Origin of the sequence: Achromobacter ruhlandii (assembly GCF_902859695.1) — a bacterium.
GTDB lineage: Bacteria > Pseudomonadota > Gammaproteobacteria > Burkholderiales > Burkholderiaceae_B > Achromobacter > Achromobacter ruhlandii.
Genome location: NZ_CADIJL010000001.1, coordinates 181,901 through 197,877, shown reverse-complemented (window position 1 = coordinate 197,877; position 15,977 = coordinate 181,901). Strand labels below are relative to the sequence as shown.

The 15,977-nt window shown below is 67.9% G+C and carries 14 protein-coding genes; 6 read left to right on the top strand and 8 right to left on the bottom strand.

The genetic code is table 11. The features are described 5' to 3' along the window. Positions 1 to 228 precede the first annotated feature (228 nt). Genes HV742_RS00820 through HV742_RS00810 form a run of 3 tightly spaced genes read right to left on the bottom strand, consistent with a single transcriptional unit; the run spans position 229 to position 2,110 of the window. Positions 229 to 786 (bottom strand): biotin transporter BioY, encoded by a 558-nt coding sequence (locus tag HV742_RS00820; protein WP_175144305.1) that lies wholly within the window; start codon positions 784 to 786, stop codon positions 229 to 231. 53 nt (positions 787 to 839) lie between these two features. After that, positions 840 to 1,436, bottom strand: a complete 597-nt coding sequence (locus tag HV742_RS00815; RefSeq protein WP_054474946.1) for an energy-coupling factor transporter transmembrane component T family protein — start codon at positions 1,434 to 1,436, stop codon at positions 840 to 842. Next, positions 1,433 to 2,110 carry an energy-coupling factor ABC transporter ATP-binding protein gene (locus tag HV742_RS00810; RefSeq protein WP_063584795.1) on the bottom strand — a complete coding sequence of 226 codons (678 nt, stop codon included), beginning with the start codon at positions 2,108 to 2,110 and terminating at the stop codon, positions 1,433 to 1,435. The genes HV742_RS00815 and HV742_RS00810 overlap by 4 nt, the downstream gene beginning before the upstream one ends. Positions 2,111 to 2,162: 52 nt before the next feature. Between HV742_RS00810 and msrB the strand changes: the two genes are divergently transcribed. The 4 genes from msrB to HV742_RS00790 all read left to right on the top strand — a co-directional run bounded on the left by msrB (position 2,163) and on the right by HV742_RS00790 (position 4,269). Then, a complete protein-coding gene (gene msrB / locus HV742_RS00805; RefSeq protein WP_054419447.1) occupies positions 2,163 to 2,561 on the top strand; it encodes a peptide-methionine (R)-S-oxide reductase MsrB in 399 nt (132 codons plus the stop codon). Then, complete coding sequence (locus HV742_RS00800; protein ID WP_049072089.1) at positions 2,558 to 3,124, top strand: septation protein A; 567 nt, start codon at positions 2,558 to 2,560, stop codon at positions 3,122 to 3,124. The genes msrB and HV742_RS00800 overlap by 4 nt, the downstream gene beginning before the upstream one ends. An 81-nt stretch (positions 3,125 to 3,205) precedes the next feature. Then, complete coding sequence (locus tag HV742_RS00795; RefSeq protein ID WP_054419473.1) at positions 3,206 to 3,475, top strand: BolA family protein; 270 nt, start codon at positions 3,206 to 3,208, stop codon at positions 3,473 to 3,475. A gap of 17 nt (positions 3,476 to 3,492) precedes the next feature. Beyond that, a complete protein-coding gene (locus HV742_RS00790) occupies positions 3,493 to 4,269 on the top strand; it encodes a peptidylprolyl isomerase (RefSeq protein ID WP_006389239.1) in 777 nt (258 codons plus the stop codon). Positions 4,270 to 4,440: 171 nt separating this feature from the next. On the opposite strand, the gene ligA is transcribed toward HV742_RS00790, so the two are convergent. Genes ligA through smc form a run of 3 tightly spaced genes read right to left on the bottom strand, consistent with a single transcriptional unit; the run spans position 4,441 to position 11,184 of the window. Continuing rightward, positions 4,441 to 6,540 carry an NAD-dependent DNA ligase LigA gene (gene ligA, locus HV742_RS00785; protein WP_175144304.1) on the bottom strand — a complete coding sequence of 700 codons (2,100 nt, stop codon included), beginning with the start codon at positions 6,538 to 6,540 and terminating at the stop codon, positions 4,441 to 4,443. Continuing rightward, complete coding sequence (locus tag HV742_RS00780) at positions 6,540 to 7,604, bottom strand: cell division protein ZipA C-terminal FtsZ-binding domain-containing protein (protein ID WP_049072083.1); 1,065 nt, start codon at positions 7,602 to 7,604, stop codon at positions 6,540 to 6,542. The genes ligA and HV742_RS00780 overlap by 1 nt, the downstream gene beginning before the upstream one ends. A 46-nt stretch (positions 7,605 to 7,650) precedes the next feature. Beyond that, the gene (gene smc, locus HV742_RS00775; protein ID WP_059269513.1) at positions 7,651 to 11,184 is read right to left on the bottom strand and encodes a chromosome segregation protein SMC; all 3,534 of its coding nucleotides are present in this window, start codon (positions 11,182 to 11,184) and stop codon (positions 7,651 to 7,653) included. Positions 11,185 to 11,496: 312 nt separating this feature from the next. On the opposite strand from smc, the gene lplT reads away from it, so the two are divergent. Next, positions 11,497 to 12,813 carry a lysophospholipid transporter LplT gene (gene lplT, locus HV742_RS00770; protein WP_049072079.1) on the top strand — a complete coding sequence of 439 codons (1,317 nt, stop codon included), beginning with the start codon at positions 11,497 to 11,499 and terminating at the stop codon, positions 12,811 to 12,813. A 63-nt stretch (positions 12,814 to 12,876) separates the two neighbouring features. Here lplT and HV742_RS00765 read toward each other — a convergent pair whose 3' ends face one another. Both HV742_RS00765 and tsaB read right to left on the bottom strand, forming a co-directional pair. Further along, positions 12,877 to 13,821: a uracil-DNA glycosylase gene (locus tag HV742_RS00765; RefSeq protein ID WP_175144303.1), complete on the bottom strand. Its 945-nt coding sequence runs from the start codon at positions 13,819 to 13,821 to the stop codon at positions 12,877 to 12,879. Further along, entirely contained in the window at positions 13,818 to 15,086 is a 1,269-nt protein-coding gene (gene tsaB, locus HV742_RS00760; protein WP_054419440.1) for a tRNA (adenosine(37)-N6)-threonylcarbamoyltransferase complex dimerization subunit type 1 TsaB, read from the bottom strand. The genes HV742_RS00765 and tsaB overlap by 4 nt, the downstream gene beginning before the upstream one ends. Positions 15,087 to 15,217: 131 nt before the next feature. Here tsaB and risA point away from each other — a divergent pair, with 131 nt between their 5' ends. Further along, a complete protein-coding gene (gene risA, locus HV742_RS00755) occupies positions 15,218 to 15,952 on the top strand; it encodes a response regulator transcription factor RisA (protein ID WP_003813882.1) in 735 nt (244 codons plus the stop codon). The last annotated feature ends 25 nt before the right edge of the window (positions 15,953 to 15,977 follow it).

Below are 15,977 nucleotides of genomic sequence, written 5' to 3'. Positions count from 1 at the left end.
GGCTCTTTTGTGCCCCGGACGAGGCGGAAGCGAGCCTAGTTAAAGTTATACAGAAAAAAATATTATAGGGTTAAAACAGTATCAGATGACTTCGCGCAACTACGGTAAATCCCTGATGTGCTACGGAAACCGCGATCCAGCAAACGCATTCGTTAATGGCGAACTTGTACTTGAAAGCCCTTCGGGCGTCAGTTGGGGGATTCCCTTGGCCCCGCCCCGGCGCGAAACTCACTGACCGCGCATGGGCCAGACCCGCTCGACCCGCGTCGCCACCCACGCGGCCAGCGCGGCCTTGATCAGGTCGCCGGGCACGAACACCACCACCGCCGTCGCCGCCTTGGCCAGCCCCATCTTGGTGACCGTTGCCAGCCAGGGCACGCCGAAAGCGTAGACCACCGCGATGCCGCCCAGCACGCAGGCAATGGCGGCGCCGGCCAGTTGGCCGCCGAAACCCGTCGCCCTACCCGAGAGGCGCCGCGCCAGCCAGCCGGTCACGAATGCCCCGGCCACCAGCCCGACCAGGAAGCCCCCGGTCGGCCCGAAGAACGCGCCCAGACCGCCGCGTCCGCCCGGCAGCACCGGCAGGCCGATGGCCGCCAGCGCCAGGTACAGCAGGCAGGCCAGCGCGCCACGGCCCGGCCCCAGCATGGCGCCGGCCAGCATGGCACCGAGCGTCTGCAGCGTGATCGGCACCGGGATGCCCGGCAGCGGAATCGGCGGAATCAGGCTCAGCACCACGATCAGCGCGGCGAACAGCGCCACCAGCACAGTATTGTTGGATTTCATGGCAATGCCCTTTCTATCTAGTGGGACAGGGAATCAGGGATGAAGAGGGACAGTCACAGGCTGCGGGCGTCGATGGCCTCGGCCACTTCCTGCGCCCGCTTCAGTGTCAGCACCACCAGCGGCACGATCAGCGCCACCGGGTTGGCGCCCAGTCCGCGCGCCGCCTGGGCCTCGCGGATCTCGTGGAAATTGCGCCAGATCTCGGGCACGAAGCGCAGGGCCAGCGCCAGCGCCAGCGACACCTTGCCGGCGTCCAGCAGGCCAATGCGCTGCAACGGCATGAGCACCCGCTCGCACACGGCGATCAGGTCGGAACTGCGGGTCGACAGCGTCACCGCCAGCGCCAGCCCGACCATCGCGGCGATACGCAGGAGTACCGCCAGCGCCTCGCGCCAGCCCTGGAACCAGGCCGTGAACGCGCCGACGGCCAGCAACACCCAGACCAGGCCGCGCACCTGGCGCCAGACGCCGCCGGGCGTGGCGCCGGCGCACCACAGCAGCAGGCCGGCGACCGCGCAGGCGCCCGCCAATAGGGCGGGATCGCGCACCAGGAACAATCCGGCGCCGGCCGCGGCCAGCGCCAGCAGCTTCAGGCCGGCGGGCAGCCGGTGCAGCGGCGAGTCGCCGGGAATATATAGGGGCTCGATCACGCGCAGTGATTCCGGTACCAGCGCAGCGCGGCGGCCGGCTCGTCGTCGGCGGCAATGGCGCCGTCCTGGATCACCAGCACCCGCTCGAAGTCTTCCAGCAGCGCCAGGTCGTGGCTGACCACGATGGCGTCCTGCGGCATGGCGGCGATGGCATCGCGCACCCGGTTGCGGTTGCGCAGGTCCAGCTGGGTGGTGGGTTCGTCGAACACCACCAGCCCCGGCCGCATCACCAGCACCGCCGCCAGCGCCACCAGCTGGCGCTCGCCGCCGGACAGGGTGTGGCTGGTGCGATCCGCCAGGTGCGCCACGCCCAGGGCCGCCAGCGCGGCCTCGATGCGGGCCTCCCGCTGGACGCGATCCGGCTCCAGGTGCTTCAGGCCGAACGCCAGATCTTCCCGCACGATCGGAAAGACGATCTGGTTCTCGGGGTTCTGGAATACGAAGCCGACCTGGCGGCGCACCGCCTTCAATTCATGCCGCGTATCCAGGCCGCCAACCCGCACGCAGCCGGAGGTCGGCAGCACCAGCCCATTGACCAGCCGCGCCAGCGTGCTCTTGCCGGCGCCATTGGGACCGACGATGCCGACCCGGCGTCCGGCCAGCGCCACGCTCACCCCGCGCAACACTTCCGCCTGGGGCGTCGATACAATCGCCTGGTCAAACTCGATTAACATGGGGCGGGATTATGCCCGAACCATTTCGGGCATCGGGACTCCAAGAGCTGATATGGACAAAGTACGCAAAACCGACGCCGAATGGCGGGCCCAGCTGTCCCCGGAAGAATACGTCGTCACCCGCGAAAAGGGTACCGAACGCGCATTCACCGGGCGCTACTGGAATACCTTCACCCCGGGCATCTACCGCTGCGTGGGCTGTGGCACCGCGCTGTTCGCGTCCGACACCAAGTTCGACGCTGGCTGTGGCTGGCCCAGCTACTTCCAGGCGCTCGACCCGGAACTGGTGCGCGAAGAACGCGACACCAGCCACGGCATGGTGCGCACCGAGGTGCTGTGCAACGTCTGTGACGCGCACCTGGGGCATGTCTTCCCCGACGGGCCCGAGCCCACCGGGCTGCGCTATTGCATCAATTCCCTGTCGATGACGTTCGAACCCACAGAAGAATGAAGAAGTTCCTGTTCGACCTCTTTCCGCTGTTCCTGTTCTTCCTGGCCTACCGGTTCACGGACATCTTCGTGGCCACCGGCGTGGCCATGGCGGCGGCGGTGCTGCAGATCGTCTGGCTCAAGGTCACCGGCCGGCCGACCGAAGCCATGCACTGGATCAACCTGACCGTGATCCTGGTGTTCGGCGGCGCCACCATCTGGCTGCACAGCGACGTCTTCATCAAGTGGAAGCCGACGGTGCTGTACTGGCTGTTCGGCGGCGCGCTGGTGTTCGCGCGCCTGCTGTTCGGCCGCAACCTGATCCGCCGCCTGATGGAAAAGCAGATCCAGCTGCCGGACGCCGCCTGGGACAAGCTCAACCTGATCTGGGCCGGCTTTTTCCTGTTCGCCGGCGCCATCAATCTCTACGTGGCGTTCTCGGGGCATTTCACCGAATCCCAGTGGGTCAGCTTCAAGGCCTTCGGCCTGATGGGCCTGATGATCGTCTTCGTCATCGGCCAGTCCCTCTGGCTCGGCAAGCACATCCAGGCCGACGACGGCGCGGGCACCCCGCCCAAGGCCTGACGTACTCGGCCGGGCCACGGTGTCCGGCCCTTTCTCCCCATGGCGCGCCCTGCGCGCGCCGGAACTTTTACGATCGACGCCATGTCAGAGACCACCGACCGCATCACCCTGATCCGGGAGCGCCTGGCCGTCCTGGAACCGGTTTCCCTGGACATCCAGGACGACTCGCATTTGCATGCCGGTCACGAAGGCAGTAAAAACGGCGCCGGCCATTATCGCGTCCATATCGTAGCGTCCTGTTTTACAGGACTGACTGCCGTGGCGCGACATCGGCTGGTGTATCATCATCTGCAAGATTTGATCCCCTATCCGATTCATGCGCTGGCGCTCGACGCCCAGGCTCCCAAATAGAAAGTAAAAGGATATTCATGAAACGCATCGTCATGCTGGCCGCCGCCTGCGTCATCGCCGTGCCCGCTTTCGCCCAGAACGTCGCCACGGTCAATGGCAAGGCCATTCCGCAGAAGAGCCTGGATCAATTCGTCAAGCTGCTGGTCAGCCAGGGCGCCACCGATTCGCCCCAACTGCGTGAACAGGTCAAGCAGGAAATGATCAACCGCCAGGTCTTCGTGCAAGCGGCCGAAGCCGGCGGCATCGCCAAGCAGGCCGACGTCCAGACCGAAATCGAACTGGCCCGCCAAGGCATCCTGGTCCGCGCCCTGATGGCCGACTACCTGGCCAAGCACCCGGTGTCGGACGCCAAGGTCACGGCCGAGTACGAGAAGATCAAGAAAGAACAGGCCGGCAAGATGGAATACAAGGTCCGTCACATCCTGGTCGAAGACGAAAAAACCGCCAACGACCTGCTGGCCCAGCTGAAGAGCAACAAGGGCAAGTTCGACGACCTGGCCAAGAAGAACTCGAAGGACCCCGGCAGCGCCGAAAAGGGTGGCGACCTGGGTTGGGCTCCTCCCACCAACTACGTCCAGCCGTTCGCCCAGGCCGTGACCCAGCTCAAGAAGGGCCAACTGGTCGACAAGCCGGTGCAGACCCAGTTCGGCTGGCACATCATCATGGTCGACGACACCCGTCCGGTCGAATTCCCGCCGCTGGACCAGGTCCGCACCCAACTGGAAGAAATGCTGCGCCAGCAAACCCTGGCCGACTACCAGAAGGAACTGCGCGAAAAGGCCAAGATCCAGTAAATCTGGTTCCCGCCTCCAAGAACTGCCCGCCCTGCGCGGGCAGTTTTTTTTGTGCGCGCCAAGCCCAAGAGACGCTCAAGGCCGCGCCGGAAATGAAAACAGGCCGCACGCCAGGGGCGGACGGCCTGTTCGACAGGGCCAGGCGGCGGGCCGGCAGCGCGGCCCGCACGATCAGGACGAACCCAGCAGTTCCTTGAGCCCGTCCTCGTCCAGTACCGTGACACCCAGTTCCTGGGCCTTGGTGAGCTTGCTGCCGGCGTCTTCGCCCGCCACCAGATAGGCGGTCTTCTTGGACACCGACCCACTGACCTTGCCGCCCGCGGCCTGGATGCGCATGGAGGCTTCCTCGCGCGTCCAGTTGGGCAACGTGCCGGTCAACACGAACGTCTTGCCCGCCAGCGTGGTGTCCTCGGGCACCGCCTCGGCCACCGGCTGCACGCCCTGCGCCTTGAGCTGATCGATCACATCGCGGTTGTGCTGCTCGGCGAAGAAGCGGCGGATCGATCCCGCCACCACCGGCCCCACGTCGGGCACCGAGGACAAAGCGTCCTCATCGGCGTCCATGATGGCCTCGATGGTGCCAAAGTGCCGCGCGACATCGCGCGCCGTGGTCTCGCCCACGTGGCGGATACCCAGCGCGAACAGCAGGCGCCCCAATGCCGGCGCGCGGGCCTTGTCGATGGCCTCGACCAGGTTGTCGGCCGACTTCTGGCCCATGCGGTCCAGCCCGACCAGCTCGAGCGGGCGCAGGCTGAACAGATCGGCCAGCGTTTTGACGCGGCCGCTGTCCACCAGTTGCTCCACCAGTTTCTCGCCCAGGCCCTCGATATCCAGGGCCTTGCGGCTGGCGGCGTGCCACAGCGTCTGCTTGCGCTGCGCGGCGCAGAACAGGCCGCCGGTGCAGCGGGCGATGGTTTCATCCTCCAGGCGCTCGATCGCCGAGCCACAGACCGGGCAGGCCTTGGGCATGACGAACTCGCGCGCGTCGGCGGGACGCTTTTCGAGCACCGCGCCCACCACCTCCGGGATCACGTCGCCGGCGCGACGCACGATAACGGTGTCACCGATGCGCACGTCCTTGCGGCGGATCTCGTCTTCATTGTGCAGCGTGGCGTTGGTGACGGTCACGCCGCCCACGAACACCGGCTTGAGCCGGGCGACCGGGGTGATGGCGCCGGTACGGCCGACCTGCACCTCGATGTCCAGCAGCGTGGTGGTGGCCTCTTCGGCCGGGAATTTGTGCGCCAGCGCGAAGCGCGGCGCGCGCGCCACGAACCCCAGCAGCTTCTGCGCCGGCAGCGAATCCACCTTGTAGACCACGCCGTCGATGTCGTAGGGCAGTTCGGGCCGCAGGGCGCCCACCTTGGCGTAGAAGGCCATCAGCCCCTCGGCGCCGGTGGCACGGTGGTTGTGCTTCACGTTGACCGGCAGGCCCAGCGATGCCAGCCAGTCGAGCATGGCGCCATGCGATTTCTCGGGCAGGGTCGAGGCATCCGCCGCGCCGGCCGACGCTTCGTCGAACAGGCCGCTCTGCGTGCCCGGCAGGCCGCGCACCTCGCCCCAGCCATAGGCGAAAAAGCGCAGCGGCCGCTTGGCGGTGATGCGCGGGTCGAGCTGGCGCAGGCTGCCGGCGGCGGCGTTGCGCGGGTTGACGAAGACTTTTTCGTCGCGCTTGGCCTGCGCCGCGTTGAGCTTCTCGAAATCGGCGCGGTTCATCAGCACTTCGCCGCGCACCTCCAGCACCTTGGGCGCCGGGCCGCTCAGTTGCAGCGGGATCGCCTTGATCGTGCGGATGTTGGACGTGACGTCCTCGCCGGTCTGGCCGTCGCCGCGCGTGGCAGCCTGGACCAGCCGGCCGTCCTCGTAGCGCAGGCTGATCGCCAGGCCGTCGAGCTTCAGTTCACAGAAATATTCCGCCTGCTGCGCCGGGCCCAGCAGGCCGGCGCCGCGCAGCGTGTCGGTAACGCGGCGGTCGAATGCCACCACGTCCTCTTCGTCGAAGGCGTTGCCGAGCGACAGCATCGGCACCGCATGGCGCACGCTGCCGAAGGCCGAAACCGGCGCCGCGCCGACCCGCTGCGTGGGGGATTCGGGCGTGACCAGTTCCGGATGCGCGGCTTCCAGATCCTGCAACTCACGCATCAGCCGGTCGTACTCGGCATCCGAGATCGACGGGTCGTCGTAGACGTAGTAGCGGACGTTGTGCTGCTCGATTTCCGCCCGCAGGCGCGCCGCGGTTTCCGCCGCGGGGGTCCCTTCGGCCTTGCTCATTATGCAAACACCCGCTGGGCGCGCTCGCTGCCAGCGGGCAGGCCGGCCTGCTCGAGCTGGCCGAACAGCACCTGCAGCCGTTCGTCGATGACGCTTTCCGATCCATCCGCCAACGGCTTGCCCTGGTCATCCACCAGGTCGGCGCGCAGGCGGGCGGCCAGTTCACGGCCCACGTCGACCATGCGGCCGAAGGCGCGGCTGTCGGCCGGGCTGCACGGCACGTCCAGCAACAGGTACAGGCGTTCGATGCCGCCCATGCCGGCGTCGAAGGCGGCGCCGTCGGCGCGCGCCAGCGTGAAGCGGGCCACGCCGTTCTCGGCCGGCCAGGCCAGGCGGTTGCCATCGGCGACGAAGCCGGCGTCGCGGGCCACGTTGAGCACCTCGGCGGCAGGCTGGGCGGCGCCCAGCAGCAGGGTCAGGCCGACCTGCGTGTCCAGGGCGGCGCAGGTGTCGTCCAGGCGCGCGGCCTGTTCCAGGACCGCCTGCTGGTCGGGGCCCTCGATGGTGGCGTCGAAGCGCTCGGCCATGTCCTGGGCGCGGGCCCAGGCCTGCGACCACTCGATGGCGGTCAGCGGGCCGCTGCGGTTGGCCAGCAGCACGGCCAGCTGCATCGAGGCATACGACTCGCCGGCATGCACGCGCGCGCGGTGGCGGCGCTGGTCGGTCTCGGCGAACACCCGCATGGGCTTGCGGCCCACGTGGCGCAGGCTTTGCATGTAGGGCAGCAGGTCGGCGCCGCGCACCGGTTCGGCGAAGTTGATCTCGATGACCACTTCGCAGGCGGGATCGGGTTCCTCGGCATCATCGGCGTCGCTGCCCGGATCGACCGGCTTGGGCTGCTCCGGATGCGCCTTGGGCGCATCACCGATGCCCGGCTCGCGGCGCGTGGCCGCGCCCCCCGTGGCGGCGGCCGCGCCCGCGCCCAGCAGCGGATCCTGCTCGGAGGTGGGGAAATGGCTTTGCATCTTGCGGCGGACACGGCGGTCCTGCCACCAGTTGAAGCCCAGCACCAGCAGTATCAGCAAGACGCCCAGGGCAATCAGCCCGATCTGCAAATCACTCATGTGTAAATCCCGCGCCAGGAAGCCGGCGCCATTCTGAATATTGGGTTTATGCCGCTTCGGAGGCCATCATCTGGACGGCCGAATCTATGTCTACCGCAACGATACGCGAAACCCCCTGCTCTTGCATGGTGACGCCGATCAGTTGCTTGGCCATCTGCATCGCGATCTTGTTGTGCGAGATGAACAGGAACTGGGTCTGCTCGCTCATGTTGGCGACCAGGTTGGCGTAGCGTTCGGTATTGGCGTCGTCCAGCGGCGCGTCCACCTCGTCCAGCAGGCAGAACGGCGCGGGGTTCAGCTTGAACAGCGCGAACACCAGCGCGGTGGCCGTCAGCGCCTTTTCGCCGCCCGACAGCAGGTGGATGGTGCTGTTGCGCTTGCCCGGCGGCTGCGCCATGACCTGTACGCCGGCATCGAGGATTTCCTCGCCGGTCATGGTCAGCTTGGCCTCGCCGCCGCCGAACAGCTTGGGGAACAGCTCGCCGAAGTGGCCATTGACGACGTTGAAGGTCTCTTGCAGCAGGTCGCGGGTTTCGCGGTCGATCTTGCGGATCGCGTCTTCCAGGGTTTCGATGGCGGTCATCAGGTCCTGGTGCTGGTCGTCCAGGAAGCCCTTGCGTTCGCGCGAGGTGTTCAATTCGTCCAGCGCGGCCAGGTTGACCGAGCCCAGCGACTCGATCTGGCGCGAGATGCGGGTCACTTCGGATTGCAGCCAGCTGGCGCGGCGCCATTCGTCTGGCTGGTTGGCCAGTTCCTGGGCCAGGGCCTCGCGGTCGACCTCGCGGGCATTGAGCTGCTCGGTGAATTGTTCTTCGGCCAGGCGCGCGGCCTGTTCCTGCAACTGCAATTCGGTAATGCGGGCGCGGCGCGGTTCGAGCGTGCGCTCCTGCTGCATGCGGTCTTCGTCGGCGCCACGCAGCAGCGCCGACAGGTTTTCCATTTCCTGGCGGGCGCGCGACAGCGCCTCTTCGCGCTCGGCGCGCACTTCCAGGGCGTCCTGCAGGCCAGCCTGGGAGGCCGAGGCGTCCAGGTCGACCAGGTCGGCCAGCAGTTGTTCGAGTTCGACGCTGCCGCGCTGGCTCTGGTCAGCCGCCAGTTGCTGGTTGCGCTGCAGGTCGGTGATGCGGACCTGGATGCCGCGTTCAGCGAACTCGGCTTCCTGGGCGGCGCGCTCGAGCTCGCGCAGGCGGGCGCGGGCAGCCTCGGCCTGGGCGGCCAGGGTCTCGCCGTCCATCTCGGCGTCGGCGAAACGCGATTGGTGCTCGGCCAGTTCCTCGTCCAGGGCCTCGAAGCGGGCCTCGGCCTCTTCGCGGGTGGCGCGCAGGTCTTCTTCGTGCGCGGAGATCTCTTCGAGATCCTGGCGCAGGCGCGCGGCGTGCTGGCCGGACTGCTCGGCCTGCTGCTGCAGGCGCGAGTGTTCCAGCTGGATGTCGTGCACCCGGCGGGTCACTTCGGCGACGCGCTGGCGGGCCGGCGCGATCGCCTGGGTCACCTGCTGCCAGGCCACTTCGGCGCGGGCAACCGCGGCGCGGGCCTGGTCGGTGATCAGCTGCTGCGCCTTGATCTCGCGTTGCAGGTTCTCGATTTCCTGCTGGCGCGCCAGCAGGCCGGCCTGCTCGGAATCGGGAGCGTAGAAGCGCACGCTGTGCGCATCCACCAGGTGGCCGGCCTTGACCACGCAGGCGGCGCCGGCGGGCAGCGTGGCGCGGGTCGCCAGGGCCTGGGCCAGGTCGGTGGCGGTGTAGATGCCGGCCAGCCAGTCATTGAGCAGCGTGCGCAGATCGGGATCGGTGATGCGCAGCAGGCTCGCCAGCGGCGTCAGCCCCGCCGGCGCCGCCGGCGCGGGCGCCGCGGGCGGCAACTGGTAGAACGCCAGGCGGGCGGGCGGCGCGTCGTCGGAAAAGGCTCGGGCCCAGTCCAGGCTGCGCACTTCAAGGGACGCCATGCGTTCACGCAGGGCGGCTTCCAGGGCGGTTTCCCAGCCCGGTTCGATATGCAGCTTCTGCCACAGGCGCGCCAGGCCGGCAAGCTCGTGCTTGGCCAGCCAGGGTTCCAGCGCGCCCTGCTTCTGCACGTCTTCCTGCAGCTTCACCAGCGCCGACAGGCGGGCTTCCAGGCGGGCCAGGTTCTGCGCGTCGGTCTGGGCGGCCGCCTGGGCGCGGCTGCGCTCGGCGTCGGCGTCCGGCACCTTGCCTTCCAAAGTGGCCAGTTCCGCCTGGGCCTCCTCGAGCTGCTCCTCGCCGGCAACGCGGTCGCCGGCCAGTTGCTCCAGGCGCACCGGGTCGGGACTGTGCAATTCGCGCAGTTCCTGTTGCAGGCGCTCACGGCGCTGCTCCAGCGCCTGCATCTGGCGGTCGGCGTCGCGCTGGGTCTGCGCCACCAGGGCCAGGTTCTGTTCCACGCGGGCCAGGGCGGCACGCATTTCGTCACGGCCGGAGGCGGCTTCGCGCACGCGCTGCTCAACCGACGGCAGCGCGGCCTGGGCGTCCTCGGCGGCGGCCCGCGCCTCTTCGGTGCGGGCGGCGCCGGCGGCCAGGTCTTCCTCGGCCTGCGCGATCTGCTCGGCGCAGTGCTCGCGCTGGCTGTTCCATTCGGCAATCTGCTGCTGCAGCTGGTCGCGGCGCGCCTGCAGGCGGTTGCGGGAATCCACCACGTGGCGGATTTCGGCTTCCAGGCGGCTGACCTGGGCGTTGGCCTCGTACAGGGCGCCCTGGGCGGTGTGGACCGCGTCGCTGGCGGCGTAGTGGGCCTGGCGCCGGGATTCAAGCGCGGCTTCGCCGGCCCGCAGGCCGGCAATGGCGGCTTCCAGCTCGTTCTGGGCCTGGGCCATTTCCTGGGCCTTCCTGGCGCGCTCTTCGCGCGCGCCGGTTTCCTTCAGGAACCACAGCGCGTGCTGCTTCTTTTCGCCATCGGCCTGCAGCTCGCGGTAGCGGGTGGCGACCTCGGCCTGGGCCTCCAGCTTTTCCAGCTGGCTGTTCAGTTCGCGCAGGATGTCTTCGACGCGGGTCAGGTTCTCGCGCGTGTCGGAGAGGCGGTTTTCGGTCTCGCGGCGGCGCTCTTTATAGCGCGACACGCCGGCGGCCTCTTCCAGGAACACCCGCAGTTCCTCCGGACGCGCCTCGATCAGCCGGTTGATCATGCCCTGGCCGATGATGGCGTAGCCGCGCGCGCCCAGGCCGGTGCCCAGGAAGATGTCGTGAATATCGCGGCGCCGCACCTGCTGGTTGTTGACGAAATAGCTGCTGGTGCCGTCGCGCGTCAGCACGCGGCGCACGGCGATCTCGGCGTAGCTGCTCCATTGCCCGGCGGCGCGGCCCTCGCTGTTGTCGAACACCATTTCGACCGACGCCCGGGCCGCCGGCTTGCGGTTGCCCGAGCCGTTGAAGATCACGTCCTGCATGGACTCGCCGCGCAGTTCCGAGGCCTTGGCTTCGCCCAGCACCCAGCGCACCGCATCGATGATGTTCGATTTGCCGCAGCCATTGGGTCCCACCACGCCCACCAGCTGGCTGGGCACGGGAATCACGGTGGGATCGACGAAGGACTTGAAGCCGGCGAGTTTGAGCTGAGTAAGACGCACAGTACGATGACGACGGGGTGGGTTGAACGAAAGGCGTTAACGGACCTGCCGCACACATTGCAAACCGGCCCACGGAGGGCCGGCTTGCGGATGGGTCGTATGATACCGCAGGCAGTCTGTCCCCAAACGTGAACAACGGTCAAGCCGGGGACAGCCCGCCCCCTTGCCGTCCGCCACCTGACCTGCCGCAACCCGCGGGCAAACGCTGAATAGCCCTACCCGCGCCACGGGCTATACTCGCTGACACTTTTTCGCAAGACGCATAATTTTCACGCAGACCGACCGGGCTCAGGTCAAAGTACGGGGACATTCTTGAAACGAGGTTTCTATCTGGTCATGGCCGCGCAGGCCTTCTCGTCATTGGCGGACAACGCGCTATTCATTGCCGCGATCGCCTTGATACAGGAACTGCACGGCCCGGACTGGCTGGCCCCGATCATGAAATGGTCCTTCGCGCTGGCTTACGTGGTGCTGGCCGCCTTCGTTGGCGCCATCGCCGACTCGTACCCCAAGGGCCGGGTGATGTTCTCGACCAACGCCCTGAAAGTGGCCGGCTGTCTGCTCATGTTCTCGTACGCCAGCATCGGCGTCGCCCCTGAATACCAGACCTACCTGGTCTGCGCCGCCTACGGCGTGGTGGGCATCGGCGCCGCCGCCTACTCGCCGGCCAAGTACGGCATCGTCACGGAAATGCTGCCGCCGACCATGCTGGTCAAGGGCAACAGCTGGATCGAGGGCCTGACCGTCTTCTCCATCATCCTGGGCACCGTGCTGGGTGGCCTGCTGATCTCGACCACGGTATCCACCGCGCTGCTGCAGCACTCCTTCATCGGCAAGCTGGTGCATACGCCGGCCGAAGCCGCCATCCTGGTCATCGCCTTCGTCTACCTGCTGGCGGCGCTGTGCAACCTGCTGATCCCGCACACGCACGTGCGCTATCCGCCGCAGCAGAAGAACCCGGTCAAGCTGATGCGCACCTTCTGGGGCTACGTGCGCGTGCTCTGGAAGGACAAGCTGGGCCAGATCTCGCTGGCCGTCACCACCCTGTTCTGGGGCGCCGGCGCGACGCTGCAACTGATCGTCATCGAATGGGGCCGCAGCCATCTGGGCTACCAGCTGGACAAGGCCTCGATGCTGATGGGCGTGGCCGCGCTGGGCACGGTGGTGGGCTCGATCCTGGCCGGCCGCATCCCGCTGCGCCGCGCCCTGTCGGTATTGCCGGTGGGCGCCGCCATGGGCCTGGTGGTGCTGCTGATGCCGCTGGTCTATGCGCCCTGGAGCGTCTACCTGCTGCTGCTGATCACGGGCGGGCTGGCGGGCTTCTTCGTGGTGCCCATGAACGCCCTGCTGCAGCACCGCGGCCACGTGCTGCTGTCGGCCGGCCATTCGATCGCGGTGCAGAACTTCAACGAGCAGCTCAACATCCTGCTGATGGTGGCCATGTACACGCTGCTGCTGTGGCTGCAACTGCCGATCAACATCATCATCGTGATCTTCGGCACCGTGGTGGCCGTGCTGATGGTGGTGTTCATGCGCTGGAGCCGGCGCAACCTGGCGGCCAATCCCGAACTGCACGACCAGATCGGCCAGGAAGGCCACGGCCACGCGCTGGACTCGCACACCCGCTGATCGCCCGCCGGGGCCGCCCTCGCGGCCCTGGCCGGCGGCGCCGTCGGGAAAAGGCTTTCCCGCCTACAGCTGGCGGGAGGCCAGCTTCAGGTCTTGCCAGGCCCGCGCCTTCTCGGCCGGACTGCGCAACAGATAGGCCGGGTGATAGCTCACGATCACCGGGATCTCGCGCCCCTCTTCCGTCTTCATCTGGTGTACCCGGCCGCGCAGGCTGCCGATGGTCGCGTCCGTGCCCAGCAGCGTCTGGGCAGCGAAGCGACCCAGCACCAGAATGCGCTCCGGCTTGAGCAGCGCGATCTGGCGCATCAGGTACGGACTGCAGGCCGCGATTTCCTCGGGCTTGGGATTGCGGTTGCCGGGCGGGCGGCACTTGATGACGTTGGCGATGAAGACATCGCGCTCGCGGCTCATGCCCACCGCCGACAGCATCGAATCCAGTAACTGCCCGGAGCGGCCCACGAAAGGTTGGCCCTGCCTGTCTTCCTGTTCACCGGGCGCCTCGCCGACCACCAGCCAGCGCGTGGGCTGGCCGCCATGGCCGAACACCGCGTGGCGGCGGCCGCCGCACAGGCCGCATGCGGTGCACGCCACCACCTGTTCGCGCAGTTCGTCCAGGGTGGCGTTCTTGACCGCTTCGGCCACCGGAATCACCGCCGGGGCGGCGTCCGTGACCACCTCGGCCTTGGGCGCCGGCTTGGGCGGAGGGCCATTGCGCAGGCCCGGGCCAGGGCCGGCCAGGCGAACCGCCGAGGCCGCCGGCGGCGCAGCGGCATCACGGGCCGGCACCGCCGGTGCCGGAGACTCCTGTTTGGAAACAGCCACCTGGGGCGGCGCGGCGGGCGATTCCTGTTTGGGAACAGGCACTTGGGGCATGGCAGCGGGCGCGGCCTGCGGCTGGGGCGCGGGCCGCAGCCACAGGCGCTCCATGCCCAGCTCGCGCAGCCACAGGCGCTGCAGCGGATTGACGCGGGGCGCGGCCGATGCCGGCGGGGAATGCGGCGCCGTCACGCCGCCGCTCCCAGGGGCGCGGCCGCCGCCGTGTCCAGGCGCTTCTGCATCACCAGCGCATCCTCGCGCCCGCCCTTCTCGGCCGGATAGTAGCCCCGCCGCAGGCCGATCTGCAGATAGCCGCGGTCCTTGTAGAACGCGACCGCCGAGGTATTGGACGGACGCACTTCCAGCAGCACGCCATCCAGGCCGCGCTCGCGCGCCTGCTGCTCGCACCAGTCCAGCAGCAGGCTGCCCAGGCCCTGGCGGTGCAGGTCGCGCGCCACGGCGATCACCAGCAGATGGGCCACGTCGGGCGCAAACATCAAGATACAGAACCCGGCCAGCCGGCCATCACGCCGCAATGTCCAGGCGCCATAGCCAGCCGCCAGCGCATCGGCGAAATTGCCGCGGGTCCAGGGAAAGGACTGGACATTGGCTTCCAGCGCCACCACGTCGTCCAGGTCGGCGTCGGTCAGCGCCTGTGGCACCAGCGGCGCCAGCGTCGAGCGGGCCTTGGGATTGCCGCCCTCGCCGCGCTGACGCTCGGCGGTGGTGAATGCGACCTTGTCGCGCACATAGAGCGGCGCGGCCTGCTCCGGCGGCAGCGCCTCCCCCCGCAGCCAGGCCTGGCTGGCCAGCCGCGCCACGCTGGCCGCCTCGGGCCGCTGCGCCTCGACGGCGCGGCGCCAGTCGGCGGGAACGGGCATGTCGGCCGCGTAGGCCTCCCACGCATCGCCCGCCAGCAGCGGGGTCAGCGGGCGGCCTGCGGCGCGCGACCAGGCGGACAGATGATGCGCCGTCCAGGGCACCACTTCGGCCGCCGCGATCAGCAACGGGGCCTGCAGCGTGTCCCAGGCGGACTCGCCGGAGGCGCCCGCCACCTGCCGATAGACCGCCAGATAGACTTCATTCATGCGGGCGTCCAGCGCCACCACGATGGCCTGGTCCGCCGTGCCGCCCGCCTGGGCGGCCACGGCCTGGTGCGATACGACCGGCAGCACCGGGATGCCCAGGCCCATCGCCATCCCCTGGGCCACGCCGCAGGCCACCCGCAACCCGGTGAAGCCGCCCGGCCCCTGGCCGAACGCCACCGCCTGCAGGGCGCCGGGCGCCAGGCCGGCCTCGGCCAGCAGCTCGTTGGCCATCGGCAAAAGGCGTTCGGCGTGCTCCTGGGAGCCTTCATGTTCGCGGACGGCAACCTCCAGCCGCCCGCCAGAGGCGCGCAAAAGGGCCACGCCGCAGCGCGACGAAGAGGTTTCCAGAGCCAGCAGGTTTAGTTCCATAGATGCAGATTGTACGAAATACCGGGGGATTGGCCCCGTATGTAAGGGGGATTTCAACCATGGTTCGCAATGTGTAATATCTTGTGAACGCCCACTAGCCGCTGGTTCTTGTCACTGTTACATTTCCGGCCATGAATACGCAAAACACCACCCCCACCCGAAAAATCCTCGTCGTTGACGATGATCCGCGCTTGCGCGATCTGCTGCGCCGGTATCTGTCCGAGCAGGGATTCAACGTTTTCGTTGCCGAAGACGCCAAAGAGATGGGCAAACTCTGGCAACGCGAGCACTTCGACCTGCTCGTGCTGGATCTGATGCTGCCCGGCGAAGATGGCCTGTCCATCTGTCGCCGGCTGCGCGGTGGGCACGACAATACCCCCATCATCATGCTGACGGCCAAGGCGGAAGAAATCGACCGCATCGTCGGTCTCGAGATGGGCGCGGACGACTATCTGTCCAAACCGTTCAACCCTCGTGAGCTGCTGGCCCGGATCAACGCGATCCTGCGCCGCCGCGGTACCGAGGAACATCCCGGCGCCCCCAGCCAGGAAAACGAATCCATCGCCTTCGGCCCCTACGTGCTGAACCTGTCGACCCGCACGCTCACGCGCAACGGCGAACAGGTGCCCATCACCACCGGCGAATTCTCGGTGCTCAAGGTGTTTGCCCGCCACCCGAAGATTCCGCTGTCGCGCGACAAGCTCATGGAACTGGCCCGCGGCCGCGAATACGAAGCCTTCGACCGCAGCCTCGACGTGCAGATCTCGCGCCTGCGCAAGCTGATCGAGCCGAACCCGTCCAAGCCCGTATTCATCCAGACCGTCTGGGGTCTCGGATACGTGTTTGTGCCGGACGGTGGTAGTTGATCGACACGCCCGCCCCGGGCAGGAG

Coding starts and splice junctions, on each gene's coding strand:
- HV742_RS00820 (WP_175144305.1), bottom strand. CDS start 786: ATGAAATCCAACAATACTGTGCTGGTGGCGCTGTTCGCCGCGCTGATC.
- HV742_RS00810 (WP_063584795.1), bottom strand. CDS start 2,110: ATGTTAATCGAGTTTGACCAGGCGATTGTATCGACGCCCCAGGCGGAA.
- msrB (WP_054419447.1), top strand. CDS start 2,163: ATGGACAAAGTACGCAAAACCGACGCCGAATGGCGGGCCCAGCTGTCC.
- HV742_RS00800 (WP_049072089.1), top strand. CDS start 2,558: ATGAAGAAGTTCCTGTTCGACCTCTTTCCGCTGTTCCTGTTCTTCCTG.
- HV742_RS00795 (WP_054419473.1), top strand. CDS start 3,206: ATGTCAGAGACCACCGACCGCATCACCCTGATCCGGGAGCGCCTGGCC.
- HV742_RS00790 (WP_006389239.1), top strand. CDS start 3,493: ATGAAACGCATCGTCATGCTGGCCGCCGCCTGCGTCATCGCCGTGCCC.
- ligA (WP_175144304.1), bottom strand. CDS start 6,540: ATGAGCAAGGCCGAAGGGACCCCCGCGGCGGAAACCGCGGCGCGCCTG.
- HV742_RS00780 (WP_049072083.1), bottom strand. CDS start 7,604: ATGAGTGATTTGCAGATCGGGCTGATTGCCCTGGGCGTCTTGCTGATA.
- tsaB (WP_054419440.1), bottom strand. CDS start 15,086: ATGGAACTAAACCTGCTGGCTCTGGAAACCTCTTCGTCGCGCTGCGGC.
- risA (WP_003813882.1), top strand. CDS start 15,218: ATGAATACGCAAAACACCACCCCCACCCGAAAAATCCTCGTCGTTGAC.